This window comes from Aureibaculum koreense (genome assembly GCF_034296135.1).
GTDB lineage: Bacteria > Bacteroidota > Bacteroidia > Flavobacteriales > Flavobacteriaceae > Aureibaculum.
In genome coordinates, this window is record NZ_JAXKVV010000014.1 from 41,428 (window position 1) to 60,956 (window position 19,529).

General features: G+C 33.5%; 20 protein-coding genes and 1 tRNA gene. 10 read left to right on the forward strand and 11 right to left on the reverse strand.

Going from position 1 to position 19,529, the window contains the following annotated elements; genetic code table 11:
• Positions 1 to 10 precede the first annotated feature (10 nt).
• The 3 genes from accB (at position 11) to UMM65_RS12205 (ending at position 2,435) form a co-directional block, all read left to right on the forward strand.
• Positions 11 to 484, forward strand: a complete 474-nt coding sequence (accB, locus tag UMM65_RS12195; RefSeq protein WP_321976866.1) for an acetyl-CoA carboxylase biotin carboxyl carrier protein — start codon at positions 11 to 13, stop codon at positions 482 to 484.
• 98 nt (positions 485 to 582) lie between these two features.
• Positions 583 to 1,926, forward strand: coding sequence for an acetyl-CoA carboxylase biotin carboxylase subunit (gene accC, locus UMM65_RS12200; protein ID WP_321976868.1), 1,344 nt, complete (start codon positions 583 to 585; stop codon positions 1,924 to 1,926).
• A 44-nt stretch (positions 1,927 to 1,970) separates the two neighbouring features.
• The gene (locus UMM65_RS12205; protein ID WP_321976869.1) at positions 1,971 to 2,435 is read left to right on the forward strand and encodes an Lrp/AsnC ligand binding domain-containing protein; all 465 of its coding nucleotides are present in this window, start codon (positions 1,971 to 1,973) and stop codon (positions 2,433 to 2,435) included.
• Between the two features lie 155 nt (positions 2,436 to 2,590).
• Here UMM65_RS12205 and UMM65_RS12210 read toward each other — a convergent pair whose 3' ends face one another.
• Positions 2,591 to 3,289 carry a zinc metallopeptidase gene (locus UMM65_RS12210; RefSeq protein WP_321976871.1) on the reverse strand — a complete coding sequence of 233 codons (699 nt, stop codon included), beginning with the start codon at positions 3,287 to 3,289 and terminating at the stop codon, positions 2,591 to 2,593.
• Between the two features lie 243 nt (positions 3,290 to 3,532).
• On the opposite strand from UMM65_RS12210, the gene UMM65_RS12215 reads away from it, so the two are divergent.
• The 7 genes from UMM65_RS12215 to UMM65_RS12245 all read left to right on the forward strand — a co-directional run bounded on the left by UMM65_RS12215 (position 3,533) and on the right by UMM65_RS12245 (position 7,878).
• Complete coding sequence (locus tag UMM65_RS12215) at positions 3,533 to 4,564, forward strand: asparaginase (RefSeq protein WP_321976872.1); 1,032 nt, start codon at positions 3,533 to 3,535, stop codon at positions 4,562 to 4,564.
• Positions 4,565 to 4,641: 77 nt separating this feature from the next.
• A tRNA-Ser gene (locus UMM65_RS12220) sits at positions 4,642 to 4,728 on the forward strand.
• 74 nt (positions 4,729 to 4,802) lie between these two features.
• Complete coding sequence (locus UMM65_RS12225) at positions 4,803 to 5,552, forward strand: MotA/TolQ/ExbB proton channel family protein (RefSeq protein WP_321976873.1); 750 nt, start codon at positions 4,803 to 4,805, stop codon at positions 5,550 to 5,552.
• A gap of 6 nt (positions 5,553 to 5,558) precedes the next feature.
• Entirely contained in the window at positions 5,559 to 6,044 is a 486-nt protein-coding gene (locus tag UMM65_RS12230; RefSeq protein WP_321976874.1) for a hypothetical protein, read from the forward strand.
• 7 nt (positions 6,045 to 6,051) lie between these two features.
• Entirely contained in the window at positions 6,052 to 6,642 is a 591-nt protein-coding gene (locus UMM65_RS12235) for an ExbD/TolR family protein (protein ID WP_321976875.1), read from the forward strand.
• A gap of 8 nt (positions 6,643 to 6,650) precedes the next feature.
• Positions 6,651 to 7,118 (forward strand): ExbD/TolR family protein, encoded by a 468-nt coding sequence (locus tag UMM65_RS12240; RefSeq protein ID WP_321976876.1) that lies wholly within the window; start codon positions 6,651 to 6,653, stop codon positions 7,116 to 7,118.
• Positions 7,119 to 7,191: 73 nt separating this feature from the next.
• Complete coding sequence (locus tag UMM65_RS12245; RefSeq protein WP_321976877.1) at positions 7,192 to 7,878, forward strand: porin family protein; 687 nt, start codon at positions 7,192 to 7,194, stop codon at positions 7,876 to 7,878.
• A gap of 17 nt (positions 7,879 to 7,895) precedes the next feature.
• Here UMM65_RS12245 and UMM65_RS12250 read toward each other — a convergent pair whose 3' ends face one another.
• From UMM65_RS12250 to rpsB, 10 genes are all read right to left on the reverse strand, one after another.
• Complete coding sequence (locus UMM65_RS12250; RefSeq protein WP_321976878.1) at positions 7,896 to 8,501, reverse strand: hypothetical protein; 606 nt, start codon at positions 8,499 to 8,501, stop codon at positions 7,896 to 7,898.
• 9 nt (positions 8,502 to 8,510) lie between these two features.
• Positions 8,511 to 9,965, reverse strand: coding sequence for an RNA polymerase factor sigma-54 (rpoN, locus tag UMM65_RS12255; protein WP_321976880.1), 1,455 nt, complete (start codon positions 9,963 to 9,965; stop codon positions 8,511 to 8,513).
• 3 nt (positions 9,966 to 9,968) lie between these two features.
• Positions 9,969 to 11,495 (reverse strand): WG repeat-containing protein, encoded by a 1,527-nt coding sequence (locus tag UMM65_RS12260; protein ID WP_321976882.1) that lies wholly within the window; start codon positions 11,493 to 11,495, stop codon positions 9,969 to 9,971.
• 46 nt (positions 11,496 to 11,541) lie between these two features.
• Complete coding sequence (asnS, locus tag UMM65_RS12265; RefSeq protein ID WP_321976883.1) at positions 11,542 to 12,972, reverse strand: asparagine--tRNA ligase; 1,431 nt, start codon at positions 12,970 to 12,972, stop codon at positions 11,542 to 11,544.
• A 70-nt stretch (positions 12,973 to 13,042) separates the two neighbouring features.
• Positions 13,043 to 13,915: a glucose-1-phosphate thymidylyltransferase RfbA gene (gene rfbA / locus UMM65_RS12270; protein ID WP_321976884.1), complete on the reverse strand. Its 873-nt coding sequence runs from the start codon at positions 13,913 to 13,915 to the stop codon at positions 13,043 to 13,045.
• A gap of 5 nt (positions 13,916 to 13,920) precedes the next feature.
• Positions 13,921 to 16,314: an efflux RND transporter permease subunit gene (locus UMM65_RS12275; protein ID WP_321976885.1), complete on the reverse strand. Its 2,394-nt coding sequence runs from the start codon at positions 16,312 to 16,314 to the stop codon at positions 13,921 to 13,923.
• 143 nt (positions 16,315 to 16,457) lie between these two features.
• Positions 16,458 to 17,012, reverse strand: a complete 555-nt coding sequence (gene frr / locus UMM65_RS12280) for a ribosome recycling factor (RefSeq protein ID WP_321976886.1) — start codon at positions 17,010 to 17,012, stop codon at positions 16,458 to 16,460.
• A 12-nt stretch (positions 17,013 to 17,024) separates the two neighbouring features.
• Complete coding sequence (gene pyrH, locus UMM65_RS12285; protein WP_321976887.1) at positions 17,025 to 17,738, reverse strand: UMP kinase; 714 nt, start codon at positions 17,736 to 17,738, stop codon at positions 17,025 to 17,027.
• 88 nt (positions 17,739 to 17,826) lie between these two features.
• Entirely contained in the window at positions 17,827 to 18,648 is an 822-nt protein-coding gene (gene tsf, locus UMM65_RS12290; protein WP_321976888.1) for a translation elongation factor Ts, read from the reverse strand.
• Positions 18,649 to 18,716: 68 nt separating this feature from the next.
• On the reverse strand, positions 18,717 to 19,493 hold the full coding sequence (rpsB, locus tag UMM65_RS12295; protein WP_321976889.1) for a 30S ribosomal protein S2: 777 nt from the start codon (positions 19,491 to 19,493) through the stop codon (positions 18,717 to 18,719).
• Positions 19,494 to 19,529 lie beyond the last annotated feature (36 nt).

The following is a 19,529-nucleotide window of genomic DNA, read 5'->3' on the forward strand; positions in this document are numbered from 1 at the left end:
TCTAAATAAAATGGATTTAAAAGATATACAAAACCTAATTAAATTCGTTGCAAAGTCAGGAGCTAACGAAGTTAAACTGGAAATGGAAGATGTTAAAATAACCATTAGGACCGGTGCTGAAAAAACCGAAACTACAATTGTTCAGCAAGCACCAACGGCTCCAGTTCAAGTGCCTCAAGCCCAAGCACAACCTACTGCACCGGCAAACGATAAACCAGCAGAACCAACTAAAGAAGATTCTAAGTATATTACAATAAAATCACCAATTATAGGAACTTTTTACAGAAGACCTTCGCCTGATAAACCCATTTTTGTTGAGGTCGGTAGTACTATAAATGTTGGAGATACGGTTTGCATTATTGAAGCGATGAAACTTTTTAATGAAATTGAATCTGAAGTTTCCGGTAAAATTGTTAAAATTTTAGTAGATGATTCTTCTCCAGTAGAATTTGATCAACCATTGTTTTTGGTTGATCCGTCATAACAATTGAAAATTACAATCACTTAAAATTCCAATTTCCAGTTTTTGGAATTCGGTGCTTGGTCCCGAAGCATCGGGAGAATTTTTTAAAATTAAAAGTTATGTTTAAAAAAATACTTATTGCAAATAGAGGGGAGATAGCACTTCGTATTATACGAACCTGTAAGGAAATGGGCATTAAAACTGTGGCTGTTTATTCCACTGCTGATGCAGAAAGTTTGCACGTCAGATTTGCCGATGAAGCCGTTTGTATAGGGCCACCTTCTAGTAGCGAATCTTATCTTAAAATGTCAAATATCATGGCGGCAGCTGAAATTACAAATGCTGACGCTATACATCCGGGTTATGGATTTTTATCGGAAAATGCCAAGTTTTCTAAAATGTGTGCAGAACACAATATTAAATTTATTGGTGCTTCGCCCGAAATGATAGACAGAATGGGAGATAAAGCATCTGCAAAAGCCACTATGAAAGCTGCTGGAGTACCATGTGTTCCAGGAAGTGATGGAATTATTGAAGACTTTGAAGCTTGCCAAAAGTTAGCTAAAGAAACCGGATACCCGGTAATGCTTAAAGCAACTGCCGGTGGGGGTGGTAAAGGGATGCGTGCCGTTTGGAAAGAAGAAAATTTGAAAAAAGCATGGGATTCTGCACGACAAGAATCAAAAGCAGCTTTTGGCAATGATGGTATGTACATGGAAAAACTGATAGAAGAGCCACGACATATTGAAATTCAAATTGTTGGAGATTCTTATGGTAAAGCATGTCATTTATCAGAAAGAGATTGTTCTGTTCAACGTCGTCACCAAAAGTTGACCGAAGAGACACCTTCACCATTTATGACCAAGCCTTTGCGTAAAAAAATGGGTGAAGCCGCTGTTAAAGCTGCTGAATTTATAAAGTATGAAGGGGCAGGTACGGTAGAATTTTTGGTAGATAAACATAGAAATTTCTATTTTATGGAAATGAATACCAGGATTCAGGTTGAACACCCAATTACCGAACAAGTTATAGATTTTGATTTAATCCAAGAGCAAATTTTAGTCGCTGCAGGAGTGCCAATTTCTGGAAAAAATTATACACCTAAATTACATTCTATTGAATGTAGGATAAATGCCGAAGACCCTTATAACGATTTTAGACCCTCTCCAGGTAGAATTACGACGTTACATTCTCCAGGTGGACATGGAGTTCGTTTAGATACGCATGTTTACGCCGATTACGTAATTCCACCTTATTATGACTCTATGATTGCCAAATTAATAACTACAGCTCAAACTAGAGAAGAAGCTATTAATAAAATGAAAAGAGCTTTAGATGAGTTTGTTATAGAAGGTATTAAAACCACCATTCCGTTCCACAGACAATTGATGGATCATCCAGATTATTTAGCAGGTAACTATACCACTAAATTTATGGAAGACTTTAAAATGGACGAGCAGTAATTTTTTAACCCCGAAAAGGGTTCAAAACCCTTTCGGGATTAGAAATGAAAGAAAAAGACTTACATATTGATGGTATTGATAAAATTATCCTTAAAAGTTTAATGGAAGATGCCAGAGCTCCAATATTGAGCATTGCCAGGGAAGTTGGTATTTCAGGGGCTGCCATTCACCAACGCTTAAGAAAATTAGAAAAATCTGGATTGATAGCAGGTTCAAAATTTGTTATCAACCCCAAAGTATTGGGCTATAAAACCTTAGCCTTTGTCGGTATTTTTTTGGATGCTGCTAGCACCTATAAAGAAGCTTTAAAAAGGTTAAAGGAAATAGATGAGGTTATAGAAAGCCATTATACCACAGGTAATTACGCTATTTTCGTTAAAATTTTGTGTAAAGATAATGAGCACCTGATGCAAGTTTTAAATAAACAAATACAAGGTATAAAAGGAGTTTCAAGAACAGAAACCTTTATTTCCTTAGATCAACAAATAGACAGACAGTTGAAAATTTAATTAAGAGTTACGAGTTGGGAGTGAAAAGGTACTATGGACATTATTGTTTATTGTTTCAAGTCAAATGTTAAAAAATAACGGATTCCAACCATTGGAATCCGTTATTTTTTACTCGAAGATTCTCCCCTAAGGGGAGATGCCGCAGGCAGAGGGGCTTAATCTCTACTTCCCAAGATTCGTATTCCCCAATATAAAAGCATCGCCAAAGAGCCCAATGCAGCTACCAAATAGGTTCTTGCCGCCCACTTCAAAGCATCTTCAGAGCCTTTGTATTCTTGCTGACTTACCATATTCTTGTTTTTTAACCAAGCCAAAGCACGATTGCTGGCATCGTATTCAACTGGTAATGTAATAAAACTAAAAATAGTACCCAGTGCCATAAAAGCCAAACCAGCAATTGCAATATAAAACCCTAGCCCTGTATTGCCCGAGGCAGCTCCTAAAATAATACCTCCTATCACTAAATATTGTGAAAATTTTGAAGTAATACTAACCGCTGGCACTAATTTAGATCGCATTGTAAGCCATTGGTAAGCTTGTGCATGTTGTACCGCGTGTCCAACCTCATGGGCTGCTACTGCCGCCGCCGCCGCATTACGCTGATTGTAAACACCTTCACTTAAATTAACGGTTTTTTTCAATGGGTTATAGTGATCTGTCAACATACCAGGAGTTGAAATTACCTCTACATCGCTAATGCCATGATCGGCCAACATTTTTGTAGCGATTTCGGCACCGCTCATTCCATTTCTAAGCTGAACCTTTGAATAATGCTTAAATTTACTTTTTAGTTTGCTGCTTATGAGCCAACTAACCAAAGCAATAACACCTATTAATACATAAAATCCTATCATAATTATTTAAATTTTAAACCTGTCTGCCAACAGGCAAGATTTGTTTTTTAATCACTTACTTTTGTAAAGGCAAAAAGCCTCTTTTTTATAAAATCCTCTATGAGGGTAAAAATAAATAATCTTGGTAAATTTATAGCATAAAGTATTCCAAATAATTTTAATTTGCTAAATTTTCAGTTAAAACGCACTTTTTAGCTAAAAATTATTGGGAATTTCATTCAATCCTTAAATATATATGACAATATGACAAACAAACCTGAAATCTTATTAATATATACAGGTGGCACAATTGGTATGGTTAAAGATTATGAATCAAACGCTTTAAAGGCATTTAATTTTGCCAATTTATTCAAAAAAATACCAGAATTAAAACAATTAAATTGTAATGTGGAAAGTGTTTCTTTTGATGAGCCTATCGATTCTTCTAATATGAACACTTTCTATTGGATTCAAATCCTTGAAATTATAGAAAATCACTATAATAAAAAGGATGGTTTTGTGGTCTTGACAGGTTCAGATACGATGTCATATACATCCTCTGCCATTAGTTTTATGATAGAGAATCTGACAAAACCTATAATTTTTACAGGTTCACAATTACCCATTGGCGATTTGCGTACAGACGCCAAAGAGAATTTAATTACCGCAATTCAGATTGCGTCAGCTAAAAATAATAAGAATGAACCTATTGTCACCGAAGTGGGTTTGTATTTTGAGTATAAATTGTACAGAGCCAATAGAACTACAAAAATAAATGCAGAACAATTTGAGGCTTTCGCCTCAGCAAATTATCCTGCAATTGCCGAAAGTGGGGTGCATTTAAAATTTGAAAAACACCTTTTGTTAAAACCAGATAAAAATAAAAAGACTTTATTTAGGAAAAACTTAGATACTAATATTGTTATTTTAAAATTGTTTCCTGGCATCACAAAAGAAGTTATAGAAGCAATTTTAAAAATACCAAAACTAAAAGGTGTGGTTTTAGAGGCCTATGGCTCGGGAAATGCACCGAATGACAAATGGTTTTTGTCACTTTTAAAAAATGCGATAGATAAAGGAATACATATAATCGACGTTTCACAATGTGTTGGAGGTAGTGTAATTTTGGGGCAATACGATACAAGTGTTCAGTTAAAAAAGCTGAATTTAATAAATGGTAAAGATATAACCACAGAATCTGCAATTGCTAAATTGATGTATTTATTAGGGGAAAATGTTGCATCTAATAGCTTTAAGGATATTTTTGAAACCCCACTAAGAGGGGAAATGAGTTAAAATTTGTAGTAAAAACTTTTCCACTTAATTTTTTTTTGTTTTATTTGACATCCACAAAAAAAAAGATTACTTTTGAAGGAGAGGTGGCCGAGTGGCTTAAGGCGTACGCTTGGAAAGCGTATTTATGAGAAATTGTAACGAGGGTTCGAATCCCTCTCTCTCCGCAATAAATGTTGCATATAATAAAAAAATTTATATCTTTAACCCGTTAACTAAATTAATAATTAAGAATCAAACAATGAAAAAACTACTTACTATCCTCGCAATCACAGGATTATTATTTCTAGGTACAGTACAAAACAGTCATGCATTAACCACTGTTCAAACTGAGCAAGCTGCCGAAGACGCAGCCGAGAGTAAAACATTTCACCAAATATTAAAACAACGTTTTATTGAAGGTGGCCCTTTCTTTATGGGAATTGTACTAATAGCCTTAATCTTAGGATTGGCAATTGCCATTGAAAGGATTATCTACCTAAACATGGCAAGCACAAACACAAAAAAGCTGGTAAATAATGTTGATGAAGCATTATCCTCGGGCGGTGTGGAAGCTGCAAAGGAAGTTTGTAGAAATACAAAAGGACCCGTTGCCTCTATCTTTTATCAAGGGTTGGATAGAATGGACGAAGGTGTAGAACAGGCAGAAAAAGCTGTTGTAAGTTACGGTGGCGTACAAATGGGCTTGTTAGAGAAAAACATTTCTTGGTTGTCTTTATTTATTGCCTTGGCACCAATGCTTGGTTTCATGGGTACGGTAATAGGTATGATTGGGGCTTTTGACTCTATCCAAGCTGCCAACGATATTTCTCCTGGTGTTGTTGCTGGTGGTATTAAAGTAGCACTTTTAACAACGGTATTTGGTCTTATTGTAGCTATCATTCTTCAGATATTTTATAATTATATTATTTCTAAAGTAGATAGTATTGTAAACAATATGGAAGATGCCTCAATTTCTTTAATAGATTTATTAATCAGACACAAAAAATAATAAACCATGGATAAATCAAAAATAGTAACTATTGTTGCTGCTGTTTTAGGATTGATTGGTGTCTTTTTCTTGGTCAGAATTATTATGGCCGGAAGTGACGCAATTGAGACGGATTCAGCTTTACAAGGCAGTATAGTAGATCCGATGATAAAGTTTTCAACTTATCTGTTAATTGCAACGGCTTTGATTGCGGTTGTGTTCTCAATATTGAATATTGTTAAACACCCTGAATCATTAAAAAAGACCTTAATTACCTTTGGTATATTTATAGGCCTGTTTTTACTGGCTTATTTTACAGCTGGAGACGAGTTGGCTACAGATGCACAAGGTAAAGCAGTTGAAATCAAAGATATGTCAGATAAAATATTAACGGGTGATGCAGCTCATGCTCTCACCAAAAAAGTAACAGCACTAATTAACTTTACAGGAATTTTAGGATTGATCGGTTTGCTTGTTATAGGTTGGGGATTCGTAAAATCATTAGGTAAATAAAAATATTATGGCAAGAAGAGACACACCAGAAATTAATGCAGGTTCTATGGCGGATATTGCGTTCTTGTTATTGATATTCTTTTTGGTAACCACTACCATGGATACCGATATAGGTATTTCGCGTAAACTACCGGAAAAGCAAGATCCTAATGTAACCCCGCCTATTCTAAAAGAAAAAAACGTTTTTGAAGTAAATGTTAACCGAAATGATGAGATTCTGGTTGAGGGCGAAACGTACATGCAGGTAAAAGACCTGAGAGAAGCCGCTATGAAATTTATAGACAATGGTGGCGGTACTGCTGCAGACTTGCAAAAAGAAGGTTTAACGCCATGTACGTGGTGCGAGGGCGATAAAGACCCTGCCTCTTCTGACCATCCAAAAAAAGCGGTTATTTCTTTGCAGAGCGATAGAGGCACGTCTTACGCTATGTATATAGCGGTTCAAAACGAATTGGTGGGTGCTTATACGGATTTAAGAAACAAGTATGCCCAGAAAAAGTATGGACGTGCTTATGAAGATTTACCCGCTGCACAACAAGAAAATATTAGTAAAGAAATTTACCCTCAAATTATTTCTGAGGCAGAACCTACTAAATAAAATAAGATATGGCGAAATTTGGAAAGAAGAAAAAAGGAATGCCTGCTGTAAATACGGCGGCTTTACCGGATATTGTATTTATGTTGCTGTTCTTTTTTATGGTAACTACTGTAATGCGTGAGACCGAATTGAAGATACAGACCCCTAAATTACCATCTGCTGATCAGGTTAAGAAGTTGGAAAAAAAGAGTTTGGTTAGCTATATTTATGTGGGCAAAGCAAAAGATGGTACACCTGGTGATAAAATTCAGTTAAACGATAGAATTTCTAGCGTATCAGACATCAAAAGTTTTATTTATGCCGAAAGAGCTCAGCATCCAGAACAAGTAATACCTACATTAACTACCTCTATTAAAGCTGACATTAAGTCAAATGTTGGCACAATTACAGACATAAAACAAGAATTGAGAGATGTTAATGCACTTAAAGTAAATTATTCCACTACCAAAGGAAGTGCAATGGATAATATTAAATAGATAATTTATTGTTTTAAAATTTTTAAAAAGGCAATCTGAAAAGATTGCCTTTTGTTTTTTTATATTTGTTTTTATGATAAAATATTTTTTATGCTGTTTTATGCTTTGTGGAGTGCTTTCCGCACAAAATGATACGATTATAAACAAGGATACAATAAAAGATAGCCGATATTTGGAAGACCAAATCTATATAGGTCTTTCATATATTTTAATGAACAAGTTACCAGATAGTATTTCAAGTAACGGTTTTTCCAATAGTCTAGTTTTAGGTTTTATTAAAGACATACCTTTAAACGAAAGAAGAAATCTTGCTTTAGGTGTTGGGTTGGGTTATGGAAGGCATACCTATTATCAGAATTTAAAGATTACCAGACCGGATGAGATAACACAGTTTGAAGTTGGCGATGGATTTAAAAGCAATAAATTTTCTTTACATGCGGTAGAAGTCCCGATTGAATTTAGATGGCGAACTTCTACAATTGACAAATATAAATTCTACAGAATTTATTTCGGAGGTAAAATAAGTTATGCTTTTGCTACTAATTCAAAGTTTAGAGGAAGCGACAATACCGTTAAAATTAATAGAATAGATGAACTTAATAAGCTACAATATGGCTTATCGCTTTCTATGGGCTATGGAACATGGAACCTTAATATTTACTATGGACTTTCGGATTTGTTTTCAAAAGCAAATCTAAACGATACTACACCCATAAAAATAAAGGAATTTAGGGTAGGGTTGATTTTTTATATACTGTAATTTAAGAAATTTTATTCTTAAAATATAAAATAAGTGTACATAAAAATTTGAGATAAAAACCCCACAAAAAAGCCGAGAACGACTTCTGGTAAATTATGGGCTTTCAACTGTAACCTAGACGTGGCCACTACACCAAATAATAAGAATAAAACAATGAGTAACAGTAACAAGTTGTTTTTATACTCGTAACTGATTACTGAAATAAAACCGATTTGACCTGCAATAGCTAAGGCATGTAAACTTGTTTTAATTTTAAAAAAGAACAGTATATACACTACTACCAAAGCTAAGCTACATGCGAAAAATGAAATGGCCAACAAATTTATAATGTCAAATTTTAATAATAAATAACCAATTAAAAAGCTAAGAACGATAAAAAAAGTGACTGGAAATTTACGCTCATTTATTGAATTTAGGTAAAAATCTTCTATTAGTTTTATCTTTTTTAAGAAAAATAACAGAATTACTGGTAAAATATAAGTTGTGATGAAAATAAGCCCTAAAACGCGATAAGAAAACGCTTTTGGAATGTGATTGGGAACAAGAATAAAATAGAGTAAAGCACTCGCTATGGGTACTATAATAGGATGAAATACGAAAGAAATGAGTTTAGCAAATTGCATCTGTGGTATTTATATTTCTTTTCGCAATCTGGCTACAGGGATGTTTAATTGCTCCCTGTATTTTGCAACCGTTCTTCGGGCAATTAAATAACCTTTGTCCTTTAAGATTTTGGCCAGTTTTTCATCCGTTAATGGTTTTTTCTTATTTTCTTCTTTAACAACGGTATCCAATATTTTTTTAATTTCTCTGGTTGAAACCTCTTCACCTTGATCCGTCATCATAGATTCGGAAAAGAAATTCTTTATCAATTTTGTACCATAAGGCGTATCTACATATTTGCTATTGGCAACCCTTGAAACCGTAGAAACATCCATATTTATTTTATCGGCAATATCCTTTAAAATCATTGGTTTGAGCTTACGTTCATCTCCAGTTAAAAAATATTCTTCTTGCATGTGCATAATAGCGTTCATAGTAAGCAACAAGGTCTGCTGACGTTGCTTTATGGCATCTATAAACCACTTTGCGGCATCTAGTTTTTGTTTAATAAACTGCACGGCATCTTTTTGTGATTTTGATTTATCTTTAGAAGCCGCATAACCTTTCAGCATATTGTTATATTCATTTGAAATGTGCAGTTCTGGGGCATTTCTGGAATTTAATGTCAAGTCCAGCTCACCTTCGATAATTCGGATGGAAAAATCAGGTACAATTTGTTCTACAATTTTATTGCTATTGGCATAAGAACCCCCGGGTTTGGGGTTTAGTTTCTCAATTTCGTTAATTGCACCTTTTAATTCATCTTCTGTAATATCAAATTTTTGAATCAGTTTTTTGTAGTGCTTTTTAACAAAATGTTCAAAGGCATTTTCTAGTATTTTTATGGCCAATGCCCTCTCTTTGGTTGTAGATTTTCGTTTTAATTGTATTAACAGGCATTCTTCTAAACTTTGTGCCCCAACACCCGCTGGATCTAATTTCTGAACATAACCCAGCATTCGTTTTACTTCAGAGGCTTCTGTAAATATGTTTTCAGAGAAGGCTAAATCGTCAACAATATCATCAATTTCTCTTCTAATATAACCGCTTTCGTCAATGCTTCCAACCAAGAACTCCGCTATTTGATATTCTTGTTCATTTAACCTAAAAGTATTGAGCTGAGCGGTTAAATGCTGATTGAAGGATGTACCTGCCGCATAGGGTATGTTTTTTTCATCATCATCGCTACTATAATTATTACTTTTCAGTTTATAACTGGGCATTTCGTCATCGCTCAAATATTCGTCAATATTTACGTCTGTTTCAATAGTTTCATTGCCAGAATCGTCATAATCATCATTCTGAAGGTCGCTGTCATAGTCATCACCTTCGTCTTTTCCACTATCCAATGCCGGGTTTTCTTCAATTTCTTGTTTTACTTTTTGCTCAAAAGCTTGTGTAGGCAATTGAATCATCTTCATCAGCTGTATTTGCTGTGGTGATAATTTTTGTAATAACTTATATTGAAGACTTTGTTTTAACATTAATTATTTTATTTCGACCAATTTATTTAAAGTAATTCGATATTTCTTATTTTTGTGATTGATGATATTTTTATCTTCATCAATAGAAATTGTACCTGAATTTAAAGGTATTAAAAAACTACCATCATTTAAGCTTACAACTCCTGATTTATTATCTTTTTTTACCAACACATAAGATGATATATTCTTAAAATCTTCAATTTGATCAAATTCGGCAGGGATTAATTCATCGCCCTTGTACATAAGCCCCATTTTACCTTCTGATGTTATTTTACTATAAGCGTAATTGCTCAAACTTTTAATAAAGCTTACGTTTTTATAAATTAGATCACCATCATAATTATATAAATCGGAAAGTCTACTATTAGGCAGGGTTCCTTTTATATAATATGAATTTACATCTAAATAATTATATTTTGTAGGTATAACCAATTTACCGGACTCAACATTTACTGCACCTCTTAATTCATTTTGTTTTACAACTGCTATGTTTTTATTGATGTAATTATTAACCTCATCGTAAGAAGTAAAATCAATTTTTTTATTCAAAAGAATATCAATTAGCGTTTTATTGTTTTGTGTTTTTACCAGATAATAATTATTGGATAGCATTCTAATATTATCATAAGTAGGTTCAATTAAAAATTGATTGAAGATTATATTATAAAGGCCCCATTTTTCATTTTGTTTGACGATAAAAAAGTTACCGTTATAATCTTTTTCTATGTCATCAAAAATTATGGGTGTTATTTCGTTACCATTTTTATCGATAATACCAAATTTTCCACCTTTCTCCGCTAAAATATATTTAAAGTAATAATCAAGTTTGGATACCGATGAAAATTTGTTGCCAAAAACATTTTTACCATTGCTATAAATAATATTACTTACACCGTTTTTTGTAACCAAAAACCATTCTTCTTGAGGGAAATAATATATTTCATCATACTTAGTAGGTAAAAGTTCTTCACCATTACTATTTAACATTCCATAGAAGCCATTTTCTTTTATCTTGCAATATATATCGTCAATGGAAATTTCATCATAGGCTTTTTTTAATAATTTATTACCATAATAATCGAACATATAGGATTTTCCATCTTTTTTTGCCGTATAAACATTACGATTGTTATTATAAAAACCTGAATATTCAAAAGGGATAATGATATTACCTCTGCCGTCTATTATACCTTCTTTTCCATAACTTAAAGAAGCCTTTATTCTATCTTTTGTAGACCCGTAAGAATTTATGGAATAAAAAATGGGCTTTACCAAAATTTTACCAGCTTTGTCTTTTAAACCATAAAGCGATGAGTTTTTTCCTTTAAAAATGAGTAATGTGTTATCGATTTCCCCGGTAACTATATCAGTCGTATTATTTTGGTAATATTGATTTACATTTCCAGTTTCCGTACTTTCAATGACCGTTTCTTCTACCTCCGTTGATTCGAGAATAGTCTCTTCAATCACTTCCTGAGAGAAGCTAAAAATATAATTGAATAAGGTTACTATTATTACTATTTTTTTCATCTTAATTTTTTTAAATCAAATACCCAAATACTAGGCAATTATTTAACTAGAATTCCGCATTTTGTGGTGTTCTAGGAAACGGAATAACATCCCTAATATTACCCATACCAGTGGTAAATTGTACTAGACGCTCAAAACCGAGTCCAAAACCGGAATGTACCGCTGTACCAAATTTACGTAGATCTAAATACCACCACAATTCCTCTTCGTCAATGTCCAAAGCTTTTATTTTTTCTTTTAGCACTTCTAAACGTTCTTCACGTTGTGACCCCCCAACTATTTCTCCAATTCCTGGAAAAAGAACATCCATTGCCCTGACCGTTTTACCATCATCATTTAAACGCATATAAAATGCTTTTATGTTGGCTGGGTAGTCAAAAAGTATTACAGGACATTTAAAATGTTTTTCAACCAAAAAGCGTTCATGCTCACTTTGCAGATCAGCACCCCAATCATTGATAAGATACTGAAATTTTTTCTTTTTATTGGGTTTGCAATTTCTTAAGATGTCAATAGCTTCTGTATAAGTAACTCGCCTAAAGTTATTGTCAACAACAAAATTCAATTTTTCCAACAACGTCATTTCACTACGTTCTTGTTGTGGCTTAGATTGTTCTTCTTTAGTATAGCGTTGATCCAAAAAGGCCAAATCGTCTTTACAATGTTCAAGAACATATTTTACTACATTTTTAATAAAATCTTCTGCCAAATCCATATTGGCATCTAAATCATAAAATGCCATTTCTGGTTCTATCATCCAAAATTCTGCTAAATGTCTGGCTGTATTAGAGTTTTCTGCTCTAAAAGTAGGGCCAAAAGTGTAGACTTTGCTCAAACCCATGGCATAAGTTTCTGCTTCTAATTGACCAGATACGGTAAGGTTGGTTTCTTTACCAAAAAAATCTTTAGAATAGTCAATATTTCCATTATCATCTTTTGGTGGATTTTCAGGATCCATTGTGGTTACCCTGAACATTTCGCCTGCACCTTCTGCGTCAGAACCAGTTATGATTGGAGCGTGGAAATTGTAAAATCCATTTTCGGTAAAATACTTGTGTACGGCAAAAGATAGGGCAGATCTTACACGCATAACTGCACTAAGGGTATTGGTTCTTATTCTTAAGTGAGCGTTTTCACGTAAAAACTCAAAGCTATGTTTTTTAGGTTGGATGGGGTATTCTTCAGGATTGGAATCACCTAAGATTTCAATATTTTTAACATCAATCTCAACACGTTGTCCTTTGCCTTGGCTTTCTATTAAAGTTCCGGAAATAGCTACGGCCGCTCCTGTGGTAATCCGTTTTAAAATACTTTCATCGGTATTTTCAAAATCAACTACACATTGTATATTGTTTATAGTTGAACCATCATTTAATGCTATAAAACGATTGGCCCTAAAGGTACGTACCCATCCTTTAATAACAACTTCTTGTAAAAAATTTTCTGCTTGTAATAAATCCGCAATACTCTTTTGCATTTTCTCAAAAATTTATGAGTCGCAAAGATAGCGATAGATTTTAGAAATTTGGAATTAAGAAATGGTAATTTTATTCTTGCTTATGAGTTGTAATACTTAACAAATATTCACCATATCCACTTTTTAATAACGGTTCAGCAATTTTCTTGAGTTGAGAGGCTGAAATAAATCCTTTTTTGTAGGCTACTTCTTCAATACAACCAATTTTTAAACCTTGTCGTTCTTCAATTACTTGTACGAATTGTTGTGCTTGCATTAACGATTGGAATGTGCCCGTATCTAACCAAGCCGTACCTCTATTAAGAATACTAACATGTAATTTGTCTTGTTGCAAATAGATTTTATTTACATCGGTTATTTCGTACTCACCACGTGCAGATGGCTTTAGGTTTTTTGCAATTTCAACAACAGTATTGTCATAAAAATAAATTCCTGGAACCGCGAAATTTGATTTGGGGTTTTTAGGTTTTTCTTCTATAGAAAGCACTTTATTATCATTATCAAACTCTACTACACCATAGCGTTCTGGATTATTAACGTGATAGGCAAAAACAGTTCCACCTTCATTTTTAGACGCTTCAATTAAAGCTTTGTGAAAGCCTGTTCCGTAAAAAATATTATCGCCTAAGACCAACGTAACACTATCATCACCAATAAATTCTTCTCCAATGACAAAGGCTTGTGCCAATCCGTTAGGAACTTCTTGTACCTTATAATGAAAACTACAACCCAATTGTTTGCCATCACCCAACAATCTTTCAAACATTGGTAAATCATGTGGCGTAGAAATAATTAAAATATCTTTAATACCCGCCAGCATTAATGTAGAAAGTGGGTAATAAATCATTGGTTTGTCATAGATAGGCATTAATTGCTTACTTACAGCCAAGGTTAATGGATGTAGTCTAGTGCCACTTCCGCCAGCTAAAATAATTCCTTTCATTTTATTTAATTTTTATTTTCAATTTCTTCATTTAAAGCATCTTCATTATCGGTCAAAATTTGAATAGGTGGTTTTTTAAATACTTCTTTGTTTGCTATTCGTCTTTCTAAGGATAATAATAACGATGGAAGTAACAATAAATTGGACACCATGGCAAATAATAAAGTTACTGATACCAATCCGCCAAGAGCAATGGTGCCACCAAAACTGGAAACAATAAATACTAAAAATCCAAAAAACAACACAATAGAAGTATAGAACATACTTACTCCTGTTTCTCGTAACGCATTATAAACAGATACTTTTACTTTCCAGTTATTGGCTTGCAATTCCTGTCTATATTTAGCTAAAAAGTGAATGGTATCATCTACAGATATACCAAAAGCAATACTAAATACTAAAATGGTTGAAGGTTTTATGGGTACGCCTAAATACCCCATTAAACCTGCAGTTACCAATAAAGGTAAAATATTGGGCAGTAATGAAATCAAGATCATTTTAAACGACCTAAACATCCAAGCCATAAATAATGAAATAAGTAGAATGGCCAATGATAATGAAAGTACTAAGTTTCTAATCAAATAATTAGTGCCTTTTAAAAAGACCAAAGCTTTACCTGTTAAGGTTACTGTATAATTTTCTGCAGGTAGCACTTTGTCAATTCTAGCCTGTAAACGTTCCTCAATACGCTCCATTTTATCCGTGCCAATATCTTTCATAAAGGTTGTAATACGGGCATATTGACCTGTAGAATCAACAAAATTATTCAGTAAATCTGAATTTGTATTTGAGTTTTTGGTATAGGATAATATAAAATTTTGTTCTTGGGAAGTTGGTAATTGATAGTATTTTGGATTGCCATTATAATATGCTTGTTTGGAGTATTTTACCAAATTAAGTACGGAAACTGTAGATGAAAGTTCAGGGATTTCATCTATAATTTCTACAAGTTTATCCATCCGATTTAGCGTAGATAGTTTCATTACACCTTTTTTTCGTTTGGTGTCAATAATTATTTCTAAAGGCATTATGCCACCAAATTCCTTTTCAAAAAAGACAATATCCTTGAAGAAAGTTTTTCCTTTTGGCATATCTTCTATCAAACTGCCCGAAACCCTGATCATATAAACACCTATTATGCTAAAAATAATAACCGCTACGGTAGAAATGTAAACGGCTATACGTTTATGACGCACTGTACGTTCCATCCAGCTGACAACTTTATCCATCCACCGTTTTTCGAGGTGTTTTAAGTGTTTGTATTTTGGTTTTGGCAGAAAGCTATAAATAATTGGTATTATTAATAAGGACAAAATAAATATGGCTAAAATATTTACTGAAGCGATGATGCCAAACTCATTTAACAATTGGCTCTTGGTAAAAATAAAAGTAGCAAAGCCTGACGCGGTGGTTACATTGGTCATCAAAGTAGCATTACCAATTTTAGAGATTACACGTTGTAAAGATCTGGCCTGATTACCGTGTTCTTTAATTTCTTGTTGGTATTTATTGATAAGAAATATACAGTTGGGTACTCCAATAACAATAATCAAAGGCGGAATTAAAGCGGTTAGTACTGTAATTTCATACCTAAACAAGCCAATAAAGCCAAAGGCCCAAACTACACCAACGCTTACCACAATCATTGTGATTAATGTTGCCCTATGCGACCTGAAAAAGAAAAAGAAAATAATAGAGGTAACCAATAGTGCCAATACTACAAAAATGCCAATTTCATCAGTAATGCTTTTAGAATTCATCGTCCTGATATATGGCATACCAGATACTTTTACATCTAAATTATTATCTTTTTCAAACTTTTCAATAGTTGGGTTTAAAATTTCAAGAATAAACTTTTTACGTTCAATGGTATTTACGATATCTTTTTTAATATAGATAACCGTTCGGATGGTTCCTGTCTTTTTATTGAACAAAAAATTATCAAAAAAGGGCAAGTTTTCAAAAAGATCGTTTCTTATTTCTTCAACTTCTTGGTCGGTTTTTGGTTTTTTGTCATAAATTGGTGTAACATCGAAGCGTTCATTTTCGGTATCTTTATATAGCTTTTTAATATCACCAATCGAAACCGTAAAATCAACTTGATTTAATGAATCTAACTGATTTGAAAGAGCATTCCAATTATTAAATTTTTTAGCGGTATATATGGTAGAATCTTTTGTAGCTAAGATTATTAAATTACCTTCTTCTCCAAAAATTTCTAAGAATTTATTGTATTCTAAATTTACTTCATGGTTTTTTGGTAGCAGATTAGCCTCGCTATGCGAAAAACGCATATACTGCATTTGTGAGGCCAAAAAATAAGTGATGATAGCAAGAATTATTAGTATAGGAATACGTCCTTTAATAATAATACGAGAAATATGAGCCCAAAAATTCATTAAAAAGTTTGTGAATTTATAATGTTGGCAAAGGTACTAATTTTTTATAGGGTAAAATTATTATTAAAAGTGTATGTAATGCAAAAAAGCACCACGATTGAACGTAGTGCTTTTTAACAAATATTATTTTTGACAACCAATAATTATATGGTCATAATTTCCTTTTCTTTTACTTCGTAAAGATCGTCAATTTTTTTAATGTATTTATCTGTAAGTTCTTGAATATCTTGTTCGGCATTTTTTTGCAAATCTTCAGAGATGTCCAACTTCTTAATATCGTGGTTAGCATCTCTTCGTGCATTTCTTACGCTGATTTTATCGTTTTCAGCTTCTGCTTTAGCTTGTTTAGCAAGACTTTTACGACGCTCTTCGGTCAATGCAGGAACATTGATAATAATATTTTCGCCGTTGTTCATCGGATTAAAACCTAGATTTGCAAGCATTATTCCTCTTTCAATTTCTTGCAACATACTCTTTTCCCATGGCTGAATACTAATTGTCCTGGCATCGGGCGTATTAACGTTCGCTACTTGATTTAGAGGCGTTTGTGAGCCGTAATAGTCAACCATTACGCTCCTTAACATGGCAGGTGATGCCTTGCCGGCCCTAATATTTGCCAATTCTTTAATTAAATGTTCTACCGCGTTGTCCATTTGTTCTTTAGCAGTATCTATTATAAATTGTACTTCTTCGTTCATAATAAAATAATTCTAAATTTTTATATCAACTTTTGTTCCAATATTTTCTCCAGAGAGCAACTTCATTAAATTGCCTTCTTTGTTCATGTCAAATATAATAATTGGTAATTTATTTTCCTCACTTAAGGTAAAAGCTGTCATATCCATAACTTTTAAGCCTTTGTTCATTACGTCTTTAAAAGTAATATTTTCGAATTTTACAGCATTTATGTTCTTTTCAGGGTCGGCTGTATAAACACCATCTACCCGAGTGCCTTTTAAAATTACATCAGAATCTATTTCAATAGCTCTTAATACGGCGGCGGTATCCGTTGTAAAATACGGGTTTCCAGTTCCAGCTCCGAAAATAACTACCCTACCTTTTTCTAAGTGCCTAACGGCTCGTCTTTTAATATAAGGTTCGGCAATTTGCTCCATTTTTATAGCGGTTAACAAACGTGTTTGAACCTCAATATCTTCTAATGCACTTTGTAGGGCCAAACCGTTGATTACGGTTGCCAACATACCCATATAGTCTCCTTGAACCCTATCCATGCCATTTCCTGCTGCGGCCAAACCCCTAAATATGTTGCCGCCACCAATTACTATGGCAACTTCAATGCCTTTATCAATAACTGTTTTGATGTCTTTGGCATATTGGCTTAATCTTGTGGAGTCAATACCAAACTGTTTGTCGCCCATTAAGGCTTCACCACTAAGTTTTAATAGAATTCTTTTGTATTGCATTATTATGAAAGTTTGACAAATATAAGCATTTCAAAAATAAAAAAACCCCATCAATTGATGAGGTTTTTGAAAATATTTATGTGCTTGATTATCCTAAAGCAACTCTTTTAAAGTCAACAACTTTAACATCGCCCAAAGTTTTTACATATTGAGCCACACTTTGTTTGTTGTCCTTAATAAAATCTTGATTCACTAAAGTATTATCTTTAAAGAATCGTTTTATTTTACCCTTGGCAATATTATCTAACATTGCTTCTGGTTTACCCTCTTGACGTAACTGATCTTTTGCAATTTCAATTTCTTTATCAATAACCGATTGGTCAACACCTGTTTCATCTAGAGCAATAGGAGCCATGGCTGCGGCTTGCATTGCAACATCTTTAGCAACAACATCTGCACCATCTGCGGTAGCGGAAAGCCCAACTAAAGTGGCAATTTTATTCCCTGCGTGAATATAAGAACCTACAAACGGAGCTTCAACTTTGTCAAAGGCACCAATTTCAATTTTTTCACCAATTACACCCGTTTGCTCAATTAATTTATCGGCAACTGACATACCGTTAAAATTCGCAGCCAAAAACTCATCTTTAGATGAAGTGCTCAACGCTATTTTAGCCAATTGATTTGCCAAATCGACAAATCCATCGTTTTTAGCCACAAAGTCGGTTTCACAATTTAAAGAAATAACAGCTCCAGTTGTAGCGTCGTCATTTACTACTGCGATAACCGCACCTTCAGAAGAGTCTCTGTCGGCTCTTTTCGCAGCTACTTTTTGTCCTTTTTTACGTAATATTTCGATGGCGGTATCAAAATTACCATCAGCTTCAACTAGTGCATTTTTACAATCCATCATGCCCGCACCAGTGGCTTTTCTTAATTTATTTACTTCTGCGGCTGTTATTTTTGCCATAGTTTTTATCTTTAATCCATTAATGGTTTATTCAATTTTTAACCATTAACTTTAGGTTATTTAATAAGTTATTTTTCTTCTACTACTTCTTCGGTTTTTGCCTTTGCCTTTTCTACTTTTTTAGAAACTTTTGGCTTTTCGTTATCAGAATCTTTATCAGATTTTCTGTCCGCTAAACCTTTTGCAATAGCTTCAGTTGTATATGATAAAATCTTATTGATAGATTTTGAAGCATCATCATTTGAAGGAATTACAAAATCGATTTGTCTTGGGTCAGAATTAGTATCTACCATAGCAAAAATTGGAATATTCAACTTTTGAGCTTCAGCAATAGCAATATGCTCTTTTCTTGTATCTATAACAAATAATGCACCAGGTAAACGCGTCATATCAGAAATAGAACCTAAGTTTTTTTCCAGTTTAGCTCTTTGACGGTCTATTTGTAATTTTTCTCTTTTAGATAAAGCATTAAAGCTACCATCTTGTTTCATTCTATCAATTTGAGCCATTTTTTTAACAGCTTTACGGATAGTTACAAAATTGGTAAGCATTCCGCCAGGCCATCTTTCAGTAATATAAGGCATATTAACACTTGCCGCTTTGTCAGAAACAATATCTTTAGCCTGTTTTTTTGTGGCAACAAATAAAATTTTTCTACCTGAAGCTGCAATTTTTTCTAAAGCTGCACCAGCTTCTTCAATTTTAGCTGAAGTTTTGTACAAATCTATAATATGTACTCCGTTACGCTCAGTATAGATATACGGAGCCATGTTCGGATTCCATTTTCTTGTCAAGTGACCGAAGTGTACACCTGCATCTAGTAATTCTTGAATTTGAATGTTCATTTTGTTTTTAGTTTACGTTCCTTATTTAGCAATAAC

Coding starts and splice junctions, on each gene's coding strand:
- asnS (WP_321976883.1), bottom strand. CDS start 12,972: ATGCAAAAGAGTATTGCGGATTTATTACAAGCAGAAAATTTTTTACAA.
- tsf (WP_321976888.1), bottom strand. CDS start 18,648: ATGGCAAAAATAACAGCCGCAGAAGTAAATAAATTAAGAAAAGCCACT.
- UMM65_RS12210 (WP_321976871.1), bottom strand. CDS start 3,289: ATGATAGGATTTTATGTATTAATAGGTGTTATTGCTTTGGTTAGTTGG.
- UMM65_RS12250 (WP_321976878.1), bottom strand. CDS start 8,501: ATGCAATTTGCTAAACTCATTTCTTTCGTATTTCATCCTATTATAGTA.
- UMM65_RS12240 (WP_321976876.1), top strand. CDS start 6,651: ATGGCGAAATTTGGAAAGAAGAAAAAAGGAATGCCTGCTGTAAATACG.
- UMM65_RS12230 (WP_321976874.1), top strand. CDS start 5,559: ATGGATAAATCAAAAATAGTAACTATTGTTGCTGCTGTTTTAGGATTG.
- rpsB (WP_321976889.1), bottom strand. CDS start 19,493: ATGAACATTCAAATTCAAGAATTACTAGATGCAGGTGTACACTTCGGT.
- UMM65_RS12235 (WP_321976875.1), top strand. CDS start 6,052: ATGGCAAGAAGAGACACACCAGAAATTAATGCAGGTTCTATGGCGGAT.
- UMM65_RS12245 (WP_321976877.1), top strand. CDS start 7,192: ATGATAAAATATTTTTTATGCTGTTTTATGCTTTGTGGAGTGCTTTCC.
- UMM65_RS12260 (WP_321976882.1), bottom strand. CDS start 11,495: ATGAAAAAAATAGTAATAATAGTAACCTTATTCAATTATATTTTTAGC.
- UMM65_RS12275 (WP_321976885.1), bottom strand. CDS start 16,314: ATGAATTTTTGGGCTCATATTTCTCGTATTATTATTAAAGGACGTATT.
- pyrH (WP_321976887.1), bottom strand. CDS start 17,738: ATGCAATACAAAAGAATTCTATTAAAACTTAGTGGTGAAGCCTTAATG.
- UMM65_RS12225 (WP_321976873.1), top strand. CDS start 4,803: ATGAAAAAACTACTTACTATCCTCGCAATCACAGGATTATTATTTCTA.
- rfbA (WP_321976884.1), bottom strand. CDS start 13,915: ATGAAAGGAATTATTTTAGCTGGCGGAAGTGGCACTAGACTACATCCA.
- accC (WP_321976868.1), top strand. CDS start 583: ATGTTTAAAAAAATACTTATTGCAAATAGAGGGGAGATAGCACTTCGT.
- frr (WP_321976886.1), bottom strand. CDS start 17,012: ATGAACGAAGAAGTACAATTTATAATAGATACTGCTAAAGAACAAATG.
- UMM65_RS12215 (WP_321976872.1), top strand. CDS start 3,533: ATGACAAACAAACCTGAAATCTTATTAATATATACAGGTGGCACAATT.
- UMM65_RS12205 (WP_321976869.1), top strand. CDS start 1,971: ATGAAAGAAAAAGACTTACATATTGATGGTATTGATAAAATTATCCTT.
- accB (WP_321976866.1), top strand. CDS start 11: ATGGATTTAAAAGATATACAAAACCTAATTAAATTCGTTGCAAAGTCA.
- rpoN (WP_321976880.1), bottom strand. CDS start 9,965: ATGTTAAAACAAAGTCTTCAATATAAGTTATTACAAAAATTATCACCA.